This window comes from Paenibacillus sp. FSL R7-0273 (genome assembly GCF_000758625.1).
Lineage (GTDB): Bacteria > Bacillota > Bacilli > Paenibacillales > Paenibacillaceae > Paenibacillus_AQ.
In genome coordinates this window covers 261,374-274,521 of sequence record NZ_CP009283.1, presented here as the reverse complement: position 1 = coordinate 274,521, position 13,148 = coordinate 261,374, and the positions used below count along the sequence as shown (strand labels likewise).

The window sequence follows — 13,148 nt, the reverse complement described above, 5'->3', positions numbered from 1 at the left end:
TTTATGGCACAGATGCGGTTCAGCCGCCCTCCTGGAACCAGCTGTTCAGCTGTGCCGTTTCCTCGGATAGAAGCTCAAGGTATACCGATGTGCGGTAGTCTGTCTCCTTAAGGCTGTGCCCGGTGAGCTCTGCAATTTTGTTCAGCCGATACATCAGCGTATTTGTGTGAATATGCAGAAAAGCAGCCGATTCCTTGAGATTGCCGTTCAGCGACAGGTATACGGCGATGGTCTTCACGAAATCGCTCTTATGCTCACCGTCATGCTCACGGAGCGTCCGGAGTAATGGCGCCCTTCGTCCTAAGCTGCGCTTGCTCTCAACAATAGCGGGCATATACGCCCAGAAGCCAAGCTCTTCATACAGCAGCAAATGCCGTGTATGATAAGGCAGCAGCTTCCGCAGCTCCAGTACAGCAAGCGCCTCACGGTAAGCAGCCGCGGCTGAGGTATACTCCCGGTAGTTCAGGCTGCAGCCTGCCGTCAGCAGGGTGCCTTCATTTCTGGAGATATCCTGCAGCAGCTTATGCAGGAAAGCGGTCAGCGCTTCCGGATTGTCTGCACCAAACAGGGAGGTGAAGAGCAGGATCAGCCGGTCATGCCCGGCAGTCAGCAGCACAAGCCGCTGCCCCGGATACGTCTCCAGCATCTGCCGCAGCTTCTGTGCCAGCTGTCCGCCGATATCCTCTCCGCTCTCCAGCACCGCGATATTATAGCTGACAGGCAGGAGGATTGAGCCTGTCTCCGCTTCCTGGCGGATGCGCTGCTCGCTTTCATAGTGTGAGGTCAGCAGCTTCCAGAAGAAATCCTCGAACGCCTTATCCTGCCTGGTCTTCCAGCCGCGCTGCTTCAGGAGATAGCGTCCGGCAATGCCGGCCGCCTTCTTGACAATCTCCTCTGCGTACCCCTCCGCGAGATTCCCCTGGTCAACCACCCAGATATAGCCCAGAATCTCCTCCCGGTGCTTAATGCACATCGCCAGCCGCGGGCCCAGCCCGACCTCCATCACCGCCGGAATGCGGACCGGGTGTGCCGCATGCTCCAGCTGGTGCATGACGCCTTTTTTACGCAGCCCGATAATGACCGTATTCGGCACCCGCTTGCCGATAATCGTAGAGATGCGCGCAGGATCGCTCTCGAACTGATGGGAGCTGTAGCCGATGACATGGTGATTGCTGTCCTCGATCGTCACCTGTGCCTGCAATGATTCGCTGATCGTATCAGCCAGTGCTTCCATGCTATCAAAAAAACGGTCAAATGTTGGCTCTGATTCTGTCAATGTCCCCACCCCAGCCTGAAGAATCCCGGATCTTGCACTATAGGTGTTTACATTATATTACTCAGGACCGCAGCTGACTATAGAATGATGCAAGAAAACCTGACATCATCCGGGTCAAAAAAACCGGCGGATATCCGCCGGCTCAAAAAGTGTTACCCTCTGCTCTTTTTATAGCTCCTGTATGCCTTCCTTCTGTCTCCTGGGCTAAGCCTGTGCTAGATCAGCGTAAACTCCTGCTCTACTGCTTTCTCTACCGTGAAGTACTCTTCCCCAAGAGCTTCAGCCACGGCCTTGCAGGTAATCTTTCCATTAGCCACATTGACGCCGCTCTTCAGGCCTGCATTGTCCTCAATGGCCTGGAACACCCCTTTATTGGCAATTTGCAGGGCATAAGGAACCGTTACGTTGGTTAATGCAATGGTTGAGGTTTTGGCTACAGCACCCGGCATGTTGGCTACGGAATAGTGCAGGACGCCATGCTTCTCAAATACCGGATGATCATGGGTGGTTACACGGTCAATCGTTTCAACGATCCCGCCCTGGTCGATCGCAACGTCGACAATGACGGAGCCCGGCTTCATCGCTTTGACCATCTCCTCGGTTACAAGCTTTGGCGCCTTGGCACCCGGAATCAGTACCGCCCCAACCAGCAGATCAGCCTCTGCTACGGCTTTGGCAATATTATATGGATTAGAGATCAGCGTACTGATCTGCGAGCCGAAAATATCATCCAGCTGGCGCAGTCTGTCCGCACTCAGATCGATAATAGTAACTTCAGCGCCGAGGCCGATCGCCATCTTCGCTGCGTTTGTTCCGACGACGCCGCCGCCGATAATGCTGACCTTGCCTCTGCTGACCCCGGGAACACCGGAGAGCAGAATGCCTTGTCCGCCGTGGTTCTTCTGCAGGAACTGTGCACCAAGCTGTACTGACATGCGGCCTGCCACCTCACTCATTGGCGTCAGCAGCGGCAGCGTGCGTCCGTCAACAACCGTTTCATAGCCGATAGCGAATACGCCTTTATCCTTCAGAGCAGCTGCCAGTGCAGGCTCCGGAGCAAGGTGGAGATAGGTGAACAGGATCAGATCCGGGCGGAAGTAGCCATATTCGCTTTCCAGCGGCTCCTTAACCTTCATAACCATCTCAGCGGCCGCCCATACCGCTGCTGCGTCTGCGATCAGTTCAGCACCCGCAGCAGCATACTCTTCATTCAGGAAGCCGCTGCCCGTTCCGGCTCCGGCTTCCACCAGTACTTTATGTCCTTCGGCCACCAGGCTGACAACACCTGCAGGGGTAATCGCCACACGGTTTTCGTTATTCTTAATCTCTTTAGGTACGCCAATAATCATTGTTAATCGCTCCCGTCTTATGTGTTTATCTTATGTAAAGAATCATAACATGCTATTTAATTGTGTATTTTGGTGAAAAAGAAAAACATTATCTTCCATGGTTGTGTTTTAACACAATGGGTGCCGCTGCGGCCTTGCATTGTAACTACGCAGACAGCAAAAAAAAAGACACCGCTGACGGCGCCTCCACTTGTATCTTTGGACATTCTTAATACTTCGTATCGCTATCAGAAGTAATGTTTAGTAACACCCGTTAACCCCGCAGCACCGACAGCACTGTTTCCAGGACAACATTTACGCCCTTTTCGCAATCCTCGTAGGAGGTAAGCTCCTCTTCACAATGGCTTTTCCCCTTCACACTGGGTACAAAAATCATTGCCGAAGGCAGAAAGCCTGCAACGAATTGGGCGTCATGGCCGGCTCCACTGGCTATCTTTCTATGCGGGTAACCCAGATTGATCGCCGCCTGCTCTACAAGACCGCAAATCCGGGGATCAAACCAGACGGTATCACGGCCCCACAGCTTGCTTGTATGAACCGTGCATTCTAGCAGCTCATCCGGCAGGCCGTTTATGATTGTCTCCACTTCACGCACGATGTCCATATCCTTATGCCGCGCCTCCACTGTAAAAATCACCTTATTCGGGATAACGGTGTGAATATTCGGCAGCACATTCATCCGCCCCATCGTATATACGAGCCCGGCATCAAGCTTGCCCAGCTTGGCCCGCAGCTCGGTAATGATGTCTGCAGCCGCAAAAAGCGCATCCCTGCGCATCTCCATCGGTGTCGTTCCGGCATGGTCTGATTCGCCTGTCACCTCAATCTCATAACAGGCCATGCCGACTACGCAGTCCACCAGTCCGATTGTAAGCTGCTCCCGCTCCAGCACCGGGCCCTGCTCAATATGCAGCTCCAGATAAGCCGTTGCCTCAGTTATCCGGTTCTCCGCCTCTCCGGCATAGCCGCTGGCCTGCAGCGCCTCTTCAAAGGTCGTCCCTTCCGGGTCCTTTTTATGCAGCATAGCTGCCTTATCGAACTTGCCCGACAGCACGCCGGAGGCCATCATCGAGGGCTCAAAGCGCGCACCCTCCTCGTTGGTAAAATTCATAACGGTTACCGGCAGACGCGGTGTAATACCATGGTCAACCAGTGTTCTTGCCACCTCAAGCCCGGCGATTACCCCCAGCACCCCATCGAATCTGCCGCCCTTCTTCACCGTGTCCAGATGAGAGCCGATCACTACAGGAGGCCCCTCCTCTCTGCCGGCAAGTGTGGCATACATATTGCCCATATCATCAGCCTTTACCGTCATGCCCAGCTCTTCACAGCAGGAACGGAAATAGTTACGCACCAGCACATCCTGCTCCGACAGCGACAGCCGGGTCACCCCGTTCTGATCCGTACGCCCGAAATCGGCAAAAGCCTCAATCGTATTCTTCAGCCTCTCGCCGTTCACCAATAGCTGCTGCATTTGCATGTTATATTCCCCTCCGTATCGGACGATCATGTGATTATTGCTTTCTCTATATGTTATACCAATGCCATTTTTATTCACTGTACAGTCTGTAATAATGTTTTTTGGGAAATATTCACGTTGTGTTAGAACACAGCAGAAGAGTTTGGTAGAATATGAGCTGCCACGAAGTAAAAACAGGATGAACACTACAATGAGAACGGAAGGGGATTTGATACATGAACACTATACTGCGCAGCGGGGATGCCGAAGCTGTCATCAACTCACTGGGGGCTGAGCTGACCAGCTTCAGGCTGCTGGCTACCGGCAATGAATATATCTGGAGCGGGGACGCTGAATTCTGGACAGGCCGTTCACCGGTGCTGTTCCCGATCATCGGAGCGGCCCGCGGCGGAAAAATCCGCACCGGCGGCAGCACCTACGCTATCGGTAATCACGGCTTTGCCAGACGAAGCGAATTTACACTGGTTGAAGCCACAGACACCCAGGCTGTCTTCCGGCTGTCCTCGAATGAGCAGACTTTGGCCAGCTATCCCTATACATTCAGCCTGGTGCTCACCTATATCCTGAGCGGCAGCACCCTCGAGATCAGCTACCGTGTCGAGAATACGGATGAGCAGGATATTTATTTTCAGCTTGGAACCCATCCGGCCTTCAACTGCCCGCTGGGCGGGCAGGGCGCTATCACTGATAACTACCTGGAGTTCTCCGAGCCGGAGCAGCTGGAGCGTCTGTTCCTGAATGATGAGGGTCTTGTCATCAGCGGCAAAAGTGCCCCTGTCCTGGACAACGGACAGCAGCTGTCCCTCTCCCATGAAATGTTCCTGGAGGGTGCGCTGATTTTTCAGGGTGTAAAATCAAACACAATTATGCTAAAAAGCAGACTCACAGACCAAACTGTATCCGTCACCTCCCAAGGCTTCCCTGATCTCGGCCTCTGGCAGCCGAAGAATGCACCGTTCGTGTGCATCGAGCCCTGGCAGGGCATCGCCGACGGAGAGGATTTCACGGGAGAATTGCAGGAAAAGACCGGCGTAATCAACCTTCCGCAGGGCGGGCATTTCAACAGCTCGCTGAAGATCCAAATCCGCTAAACCCTTGCTTTTCTTCAAAAACCAGGAGCGTCCTGAGCAGCCGGAAACGGCGCTCCGGCGCTCTTTTTTGCAATAAATTAAGCAGTTATAAGTAAACTAAAGTAGTATATACAATCTTTTAACTCTGATAGTAATATAATTACAAATCATTGTGCCGAGTTAACAATGTACGTACAGCGCAATCTTGTTGACACTTCTGTCTCTGGCCCAGTCATCCGTTATTTTGAAAGGAAGTGATTGTTGCATGAAACCGGAGATAAGCATCATTGTGCCTATCTATAAAGTTGAAATGTATTTACGCAAGTGTGTTGATTCCATCCTCGCACAGACCTTCAGAGACTTCGAACTGATTCTTGTAAACGATGGCTCTCCTGACAATTGCGGCGAAATCTGCGAACGTTATAAAGAGCTGGACTCCCGGGTTAAGGTCATCCACAAACAGAACGGCGGACTGTCCGACGCGCGTAATTACGGTATTGATATCGCCTCAGGCAAATATATCGGCTTTGTGGACAGCGACGACTGGATCGAGCCCGATATGTTTGAGGCTCTGCACGGCCTGATCACTGCCCATGATGCAGACATTGCCGTGTGCGGCCATACGGAGGTCGAAGACGGTGTGTATGTGGATAAGGAGTTCTCCCATGAGGTCCGTGTCTACAATAATGAAGAAGCATTCAAAAAGCTGCTGGAGGATACAGAGATTAAGAATCTGGCCTGGGATAAGCTGTATAAGGCGGAGCTGTTCGCAAAGGTAAGGTATCCGGTCGGCAGATATTTCGAGGATATGTTCGCAACCTACAAGCTGTTTATGCAGGCGAAAAAGGTCGTTTCCCTCGATTCCCCCAAATATTTGTATCTGCGCAGAGGTGACAGTATTACAGGCAAGATGAATAACCGGAAATATTATGACCGGATCTGCGCCTGGAAGGAGCTGTATGAGGACATCAAGCATAAAAACTACCCTGAAGCGATTGAAAAATCCCTGGCCAGGAACGTGACCGAGGGCATTGAGCTGTGCAATCTCCAGATGATCGCCGGAGAAAACAGTGCCAATAAGGAATTTATTGCTGAGCTGGGCAGCTTTTTCAGCAAACATCTTAAAGCGGTAATGCGCAACAAAAGCATCAGCAAGCAGATGAAATTAGCCACTTTGCTTATTCTGACAAGCTCCAACACATATAGAGTGCTGTATCAATCCAAACTTCGTGTGAAGGGAAGTAACCTGACATGACCAACCTTATTCATAAGATGCTGCCGCTGTCCTTCCGGAATTATGTGAGCAATAATGAATTTTACCGTTATTTCCGGGGCTATATGGCCAACAGAGACCTGTACAGGAATAAATCGAAGGCCATCTTTGTAGTCGGCTCTCCGGAACATGATAATCTCGGCGACCATGCGATAACGATGGCTCAGATGAATTTTCTCCAGAAGGCTTTTCCGGATTACACGCTCATAGAAATTGTAGCTGACAGACTGACCTCTAACTGGAAATGTCTTATGGAGTATTCTACCCCTGATGACATTTTCGCGCTCCAGGGCGGAGGAAATTTCGGCATCGAATATTTCAGAGAAGAAGAGGTCCGCAGAAAGATCATCGGCAATTTCCCCAATAACAAAATCATCCTATTCCCTCAGACCATTTACTTTGGTGATACCGAGCTAGGCCGCAAGGAGTTCAAAAAAACGCAAGCCCTCTACAGCGCCCACAAGGATCTGACTCTCGTAGCCAGAGAAAAAACATCGTACGAAATTATGAAGGAAAACTTCAAAAACAACGATGTTCTGCTGACTCCGGACATTGTAATGTCGCTGGATATTACGGAGCCGCAAAAAGCGCGCAGCGGCGCTCTTATGTGCATCAGAGCGGATAAGGAAAGTATCTTTAATGAAGCGGAAAAGAAAACCATCCATAACAGCGTCTCGCAGGCTTTTGACCAGCTGACTTATTCCGATACCTGCATCATCCGTTACATCCCGGTTGAAGAACGGGAGCATGAGCTGTATAAGCTTTGGAACCAGTTCAAGGAGGCGGAAATCGTCGTTACGGACCGGCTGCACGGGATGATTTTTGCGGCAATCACCTCTACTCCTTGTATCGCACTCGGCAATTACAATTACAAGGTCGTAGGCAGCTACGAATGGATCAAGCATCTCGGCTATATCAAGTTCACTAACGATATTAATGATATTCCGGCATTGCTTGAGGAGCTTAGCGGGCTCCCGGCTCCGCGGTACAACAATGATTTCTCCACCCGTCATTACAACCAGATCATTGAGGCCCTGTCGGCTGGCAGAGATGAATTCTCTTCATCCTCTACCGTAACGGCCTAGAGCATTCACCACGACATTTTCTGTAGCGAGGAAGCGATGTACTCTTGAAAACCAATATAAAACTTGCTGCAATTATAACCTATCTCTCTGTCTTTCTCGGTGTGATTATTTCCCTGGGTTCCACGCCTTACATCGTTTCGACTCTGGGGAAATCGGAATACGGGCTATATTCACTGGTGAACTCGATTATCGCTTATATCGTGCTGCTGGACCTCGGCTTCGGCAGTGCGGTTGTACGGTTCAACTCCAAATTCATCTCTGAAAATGATTCGAACGGCCAGCGGAACATCAACGGGATGTTTCTGGTGCTGTTCTCGGGAATCGGCCTCCTTGCCCTGCTTGCCAGCCTGGTTCTGGTATTTAATTTCAATTCGATTTTTACCAGTCTCAATGAAACTGAGCTAGGCATCCTCCGGACGATCTTCATCATCGCAGCGGTCAATGTAGCGATCTCATTCCCGATGAATATCTACAGCTCCATCATTACCGCCTACGAACGCTTTGTATATCTCAAAATCATCAATCTGCTGCGGGTGGTTATTTCTCCGGCGATGATGGTGCTGGTGCTGTTCATGGGCCTGAGATCGGTCGGAATGGTTTCCGTCGCCCTTGGACTGAACATCGCTATCGGGCTGGCTAACTACTTTGTCTGCCGGTACAAGATGAAGATGGTTGTGAAATTCAGTACGTTTGACAGCAAGCTGTTCAAGGAAGTGTTCAGCTATTCTTCCTACATCCTGTTGTCCTCCATTGCCTTTCAGCTGTATACAAATGCCGATCCTTTGATCATCGGTATGTTCCTGGGCGCTACTCCAATCGCGATTTATGCGATTTCTACCCAGCTGAACACGTACATTATGAACTTTTCCAATGTGCTGTCCAGCTTTTACCTGCCCAAGCTTACCAAAATGATTGTCAAAGGCGCAGACCAGGCCAGGCTGATGGTTGAGCTCGTCAAAATCGGCAGAATCCAGGCGCTCATCGTCGGCTATATAGTGTCAGGGTTTGTGCTGTTCGGGCAGGTGTTCATTCTGATCTGGCTGGGTGAAGGCTACCGGTATGCGTACACGATTGCGCTGATCATAATCATTCCGCAGATCACCTCGATCGTCCAGTCGCTGTTCGCCACGATGCTGGAGGCGATGAACAGGCACAAGGTTAAGGCCTTGATCTATTTTTCCATCGCCATCCTGAAAATCATTCTGACGCTGCTGTTCATCCGGGTCTGGGGCATCACCGGCTGTGCGATTGCTACGGCTATAGGCATGATCGTTAACGTCGTCCTGAATAATATCTACTATAAGTATAAGCTGAAATTCGACATCTTCTATTTCTGGAAGGAGATCGTCAAGGTATTCACTCCGGTCGTGCTGCTTGGCGGCGTATGCGGATACCTGCTGACGTATGTGAGCATTACCTCCTATCTCCAGCTGGGCCTGTATGTAATCCTCTATTCCATGCTGTATGCGGCTACCATGTGGATCTTCAGCATGAACGCGGATGAGAAGCAGATCGTCAGGGGGCCGATGCGGAAGGTTGTTCTGCGCAGCCAGACTTAAGCGGTTAGGAGCAGATGCTCTACGGGCAGGACAAATTTTAATCGTACGCTGTTAGGACACCCCATGGGTGTCTTTTTTTTCGTAACATATGTCATTTATCAAAATAAAAAAGTTAGATAATGTAAAAAATGAACAATAGGCAGAATAGAAGAATGCGTATAAACCAATCGAGACCCGGGAGGCTGCAGTATGATTGTTAAATATCAGTGTGTTAACATCTCTTCCAAAGACCCGAAGGCATTGGTAGAATTCTACCATTTGAAACTGGGGATACCCGTAATAGAGCCTGATGAGCATTATGACGGCGTCTCTTTAGGCTTCCTTAAGGAAGCTCCAGTAATCGTAATCTGGGATGAGAATAAATGGGGTAAGTCCAGCGAAGGCAGGGTTAACTTTGTATTCTCTTGTGATAATCTGGACCGGACGTATGCTGAATTGAGCGGAAAAGGCGTTCAGCTGGAGCCTCCAGTGACTGCCGTATGGGGAGGCAAGGAACTGCCGCTGGCTGATTTGGACGGGAATAAGATATTGCTGCTGGAGGGGTAGCGTATCGGTTTAGCTGCAAATTGTCTGATACACCCTGTGCTTAACTGCACTTTGTGCAACTAAAACGGCTAATTATTAAAAACGAGCCCGTTTAATTGTACTTTGTGCAACTAAACGGGCTCGAAATGCTGATTTGGGCTATAATAGGCAGATTTAGTTGCACAGACTGCAGTTATAAGCCGCAGAGGCTGATATTTACTGGCTTTAGTTGTACATTGTGCAGCTATCCGGCCCGACAAGATTAATCAGACTTCACCCAGCAGCCGGTCCAGCAGCTCAAACGTCTCTTTAAGCTTGTCCTTGGGTATGCCGCTGTACAGGTCGCCGATGCTTAGCTCATAGGAGCAGGAGTCTGGTCCGGTCTCCTTCAGCCTAGCGGCGAGGCCTACGCCGGTCTGTTCACTTATCCGGATCAGTACCGGCTCCACCTCAGCCTTGGACAGTGAAAAATGGACATGAAACATATTAGAGACCGGGATCTCAGGCAGAGTAGCAGCTCTATCGCAGCCGTTGAATAACGCTGCCAGTTCTTTGGCTTCTTCGTAGTACTGCCCCATCCGGCCGGCACGCTGCCGGAAATAAGCCTGTGCCGGAAGGATATACGGATACAGGCTGATCAGATCGCCGCCGTGCCGCCGCTTCCAGATCTTCGACTCTTCTGTAAAATCCTCGCTGCCTGCAAGGATGGCCCCGGCGATACCGCCGATGCCTTTATATAAGGAAACATATACACTGTCAAACAGCGCACAGACCTCTGCAGCCGTCTTCCCGTAGTAAGGCAGCACCTCGAACAGCCGCGCCCCGTCCAGTTGGAGCTTAATTCCCTGCTCCCGGCAGTAGGCGGAGATGGCCTCAAGCTCAGCGAATTCCGGAAGCTGGCCGCCGATTTCACGCTGCGGCAGCTCCAGCAGCAGACAGGCGATGTCCTCTCCGATGCTGCGGACATCGTCCAGCGTAATCAGGCGGTCCTTGTCTGCCAGCAGAACCGGCTTGATGTGGTGCAGCTCCTTAAGCCCGTCCTGCTCATGAATTTCCAGATGGCAGAGAGGATGATAGGCTACCGTCTTTAGCCCCTTGCGGTCAGACCAGATCCGGAGGGCAATTTGCTGGGCCATTGTCCCGCTCGGGAAAAACACCGCCGCTTCCTTGCCAAGCACAGCTGCCATCTCCGCCTCGAAGTCCTCAATGACCGCGCCGCTGCCGTACATATCACTTGCTATACTGCCATCTATATCAGCAAAGGCATGCTTGAGCACTTCCACATCCCGTTTACCGTGTCCGGCCAGCTGAATGGAAGCCGAATGATAGGCCTCCAGCAATGTTTTCTGTTCCTGCATAAAGTGTGACTGCTCCCTTCGGGTATACTGTTCATAAGCAATGTTCTAAGATTATAGCATTTTCCGGCAGAAAACCTGATTTTTTTCAAAAATTCACGGTTTATTCCCGGTATCCAAGGTGAAATAAGTCCTGCGCTGTGCTACAATATTGAAATTGCAAAGGCAATTGCTTAGGGAGGTTTATTACAACACCATGCTTATTATTGGTATCGCCGGCGGGACCGGTTCCGGCAAAACAACGGTAGCCCGCTCCGTTATTAACCGTCTTGGAACAGACAAAGTAACGTTCATATCCCAGGATAACTACTATAAAGACCACTCCTCTCTCAGCTTTGAGGAACGCGGGGCGATCAACTATGATCATCCGCTGGCTTTTGACACGGAGCTGCTGATTGAGCATCTTCAATGTCTGAAGTCCGGACAAGTGGCTTACGCGCCTGTATATGACTTCACCGTTCATGCCCGTTTTACGGACAAGACTGTCGAGCTTATGCCGAACAACATTGTCATTGTTGAAGGGCTGCATGTGCTGTCCGACGAGAAGCTGCGCGAAGAGCTGAACATTAAGGTATTTGTCGATACCGATCCGGATGTACGGATTATGCGCCGGGTGCTGCGTGACATTGAGGAACGCGGCCGGACCATCCGTTCCATCCACACCCAATACTTAACGACGGTGAAGCCGATGCACGAGGCGTTCATCGAGCCGTCCAAGAAATACGCTGACCTTATCATCCCCGAAGGCGGGCAGAATGAGGTCGGCATTGAGCTGCTGTCTGTACTGACTGCCAAATACCTGTCGGGTGATCAGCAGTGGAACGGAAGCGCACGTTAATAGGGCAGGACGAAGAGGCCGTGAGCAATCACGGCCTCTTCTTTTTTAGCCCGGCGTCCGACTCAGTAATCCTCCAGGCCGCTGCTCATGCCACTGATCATTGAGAGCGACAGCTCCAGTGCCTTGTCGCGTTCCCCGCTCTTTAGATAGTAAGACAGCAGCTTGCGCTCGTAGCGTTCAATGGTATAGGTGTCTCCATTGCTGCGGAAATGCGGCAGGGCTTCCTCCTCAATATAACGGTAATACGGCTGCCAGTCCTCCTTCAATGACAGTATCAGCAGATTAAAGCTAATTTCCCGGCTGTCCTTGCGCTCCCGCGCCAGCGTCAGTCCCTGATAGGTTAACGCCAGCAGTTCGGAAACCGGAAGGCGCTTAGCTCCCATACAGGAGGTAATGTAGCAGTCGAGCACACTAAGGTAGAACGGATGCTCCGGGCCGCCCACCAGCTCCATTACCTGCGCGAACCCTTCAGCCGCTTCAATGTATAACCCCCGGCGCATATGCTCATAGGCCAGGTTATGGAGCAGCTTGTACTTGCGGTCGGCAGAGCCGCACAGCTCACAGGCTTTGATCAGATTCTCATAAGATTGCTTGGCTATTGCAAAAGAATGCGGTTCTTTCACACTAAGCTGAATCAGCATGAGTGTCTCCGTATCAATGATCCGGATCAGATTAAGCGTCTTGCGGAAATACTGCAGCGCTTTTTCGGCATAATAATAGGCGATGATACTGGAGTGAATAGAGTGATAGGCGAGCGCGAGATGATAGTAATACTCCTGCTCGGTATACTCCGACTCGTCGATCTCTGTTAACACGCCGATACAATCCAGAAATTGCCCTGACAAAAAATAATATATCCCCTGAAGATGTCTGAAATAGTTACGCACATAAGGCGAAGGATGTTCAGCCTTCTGAATGTCCCTGATTAACCGGGAAGCCGGCTTCAAATCATTATTGTACAGGTGGTACCGTATTAACAGCAGGGGATAAGGAATTTTATAATCCGGCAGATCCCTGAGCGTCTCCTGCTCAATTTGTGCTTTCAGGACCTCTGCTTCCTGCGTCCGCTGCATGACCATGGCATTATGCCATTCATTTAATTTGCGCTGGGTCTGAATGAAGCGCTCCACCTCTGCAGCCATTTTAATCTGCAGGCGGTCGCATAATAAATCAATAATTTCCGGTGAATACTCGGTGATACCCCGTTCGATTTTACTTAAATGAGTCACTGAGCAAATGCCCTGACCAAGCTCTCCCTGAGTTAGACGCTGCTTTTCCCGGTAGTGCTTGATGATTTTACCCTCAGTCATTCCCAAGTCCTCTTTTCCGTTAAAGTAC

The 13,148-nt window shown here is 50.8% G+C and carries 11 protein-coding genes; 6 read left to right on the top strand and 5 right to left on the bottom strand.

Annotated elements, in window-relative coordinates; genetic code table 11:
• Positions 1 to 19 precede the first annotated feature (19 nt).
• The 3 genes from R70723_RS01235 to R70723_RS01225 all read right to left on the bottom strand — a co-directional run bounded on the left by R70723_RS01235 (position 20) and on the right by R70723_RS01225 (position 4,105).
• Positions 20 to 1,276, bottom strand: coding sequence for a PucR family transcriptional regulator (locus tag R70723_RS01235; RefSeq protein ID WP_052421144.1), 1,257 nt, complete (start codon positions 1,274 to 1,276; stop codon positions 20 to 22).
• A gap of 215 nt (positions 1,277 to 1,491) precedes the next feature.
• Positions 1,492 to 2,625: an alanine dehydrogenase gene (gene ald / locus R70723_RS01230; protein WP_039869138.1), complete on the bottom strand. Its 1,134-nt coding sequence runs from the start codon at positions 2,623 to 2,625 to the stop codon at positions 1,492 to 1,494.
• 253 nt (positions 2,626 to 2,878) lie between these two features.
• A complete protein-coding gene (locus R70723_RS01225; protein ID WP_039869136.1) occupies positions 2,879 to 4,105 on the bottom strand; it encodes a Zn-dependent hydrolase in 1,227 nt (408 codons plus the stop codon).
• 215 nt (positions 4,106 to 4,320) lie between these two features.
• On the opposite strand from R70723_RS01225, the gene R70723_RS01220 reads away from it, so the two are divergent.
• The 5 genes from R70723_RS01220 (at position 4,321) to R70723_RS01200 (ending at position 9,638) form a co-directional block, all read left to right on the top strand.
• The gene (locus tag R70723_RS01220; RefSeq protein ID WP_039869135.1) at positions 4,321 to 5,196 is read left to right on the top strand and encodes an aldose 1-epimerase family protein; all 876 of its coding nucleotides are present in this window, start codon (positions 4,321 to 4,323) and stop codon (positions 5,194 to 5,196) included.
• Between the two features lie 244 nt (positions 5,197 to 5,440).
• Entirely contained in the window at positions 5,441 to 6,430 is a 990-nt protein-coding gene (locus R70723_RS01215; RefSeq protein ID WP_039869134.1) for a glycosyltransferase family 2 protein, read from the top strand.
• Positions 6,427 to 7,533, top strand: coding sequence for a polysaccharide pyruvyl transferase family protein (locus R70723_RS01210; protein ID WP_052421143.1), 1,107 nt, complete (start codon positions 6,427 to 6,429; stop codon positions 7,531 to 7,533). The genes R70723_RS01215 and R70723_RS01210 overlap by 4 nt, the downstream gene beginning before the upstream one ends.
• A gap of 44 nt (positions 7,534 to 7,577) precedes the next feature.
• A complete protein-coding gene (locus R70723_RS01205) occupies positions 7,578 to 9,092 on the top strand; it encodes an oligosaccharide flippase family protein (protein ID WP_039869132.1) in 1,515 nt (504 codons plus the stop codon).
• A gap of 189 nt (positions 9,093 to 9,281) precedes the next feature.
• Positions 9,282 to 9,638 (top strand): VOC family protein, encoded by a 357-nt coding sequence (locus tag R70723_RS01200; protein ID WP_039869130.1) that lies wholly within the window; start codon positions 9,282 to 9,284, stop codon positions 9,636 to 9,638.
• Between the two features lie 245 nt (positions 9,639 to 9,883).
• Here the strand turns inward: R70723_RS01200 and R70723_RS01195 are convergent, their stop codons facing one another.
• Positions 9,884 to 10,975 (bottom strand): threonine aldolase family protein, encoded by a 1,092-nt coding sequence (locus R70723_RS01195; RefSeq protein WP_039869128.1) that lies wholly within the window; start codon positions 10,973 to 10,975, stop codon positions 9,884 to 9,886.
• 193 nt (positions 10,976 to 11,168) lie between these two features.
• On the opposite strand from R70723_RS01195, the gene udk reads away from it, so the two are divergent.
• On the top strand, positions 11,169 to 11,810 hold the full coding sequence (udk, locus tag R70723_RS01190) for a uridine kinase (protein WP_039869127.1): 642 nt from the start codon (positions 11,169 to 11,171) through the stop codon (positions 11,808 to 11,810).
• A 62-nt stretch (positions 11,811 to 11,872) separates the two neighbouring features.
• Here udk and R70723_RS01185 read toward each other — a convergent pair whose 3' ends face one another.
• Positions 11,873 to 13,120: a helix-turn-helix domain-containing protein gene (locus R70723_RS01185; RefSeq protein ID WP_039869126.1), complete on the bottom strand. Its 1,248-nt coding sequence runs from the start codon at positions 13,118 to 13,120 to the stop codon at positions 11,873 to 11,875.
• Between the last annotated feature and the right edge of the window lie 28 nt (positions 13,121 to 13,148).

Bases quoted from the DNA above. Each gene is read 5' to 3' on its own strand.
- R70723_RS01210 (WP_052421143.1), top strand. From the start codon at position 6,427: ATGACCAACCTTATTCATAAGATGCTGCCGCTGTCCTTCCGGAATTAT.
- R70723_RS01185 (WP_039869126.1), bottom strand. From the start codon at position 13,120: ATGACTGAGGGTAAAATCATCAAGCACTACCGGGAAAAGCAGCGTCTA.
- R70723_RS01195 (WP_039869128.1), bottom strand. From the start codon at position 10,975: ATGCAGGAACAGAAAACATTGCTGGAGGCCTATCATTCGGCTTCCATT.
- R70723_RS01215 (WP_039869134.1), top strand. From the start codon at position 5,441: ATGAAACCGGAGATAAGCATCATTGTGCCTATCTATAAAGTTGAAATG.
- R70723_RS01225 (WP_039869136.1), bottom strand. From the start codon at position 4,105: ATGCAAATGCAGCAGCTATTGGTGAACGGCGAGAGGCTGAAGAATACG.
- R70723_RS01220 (WP_039869135.1), top strand. From the start codon at position 4,321: ATGAACACTATACTGCGCAGCGGGGATGCCGAAGCTGTCATCAACTCA.
- udk (WP_039869127.1), top strand. From the start codon at position 11,169: ATGCTTATTATTGGTATCGCCGGCGGGACCGGTTCCGGCAAAACAACG.
- ald (WP_039869138.1), bottom strand. From the start codon at position 2,625: ATGATTATTGGCGTACCTAAAGAGATTAAGAATAACGAAAACCGTGTG.
- R70723_RS01200 (WP_039869130.1), top strand. From the start codon at position 9,282: ATGATTGTTAAATATCAGTGTGTTAACATCTCTTCCAAAGACCCGAAG.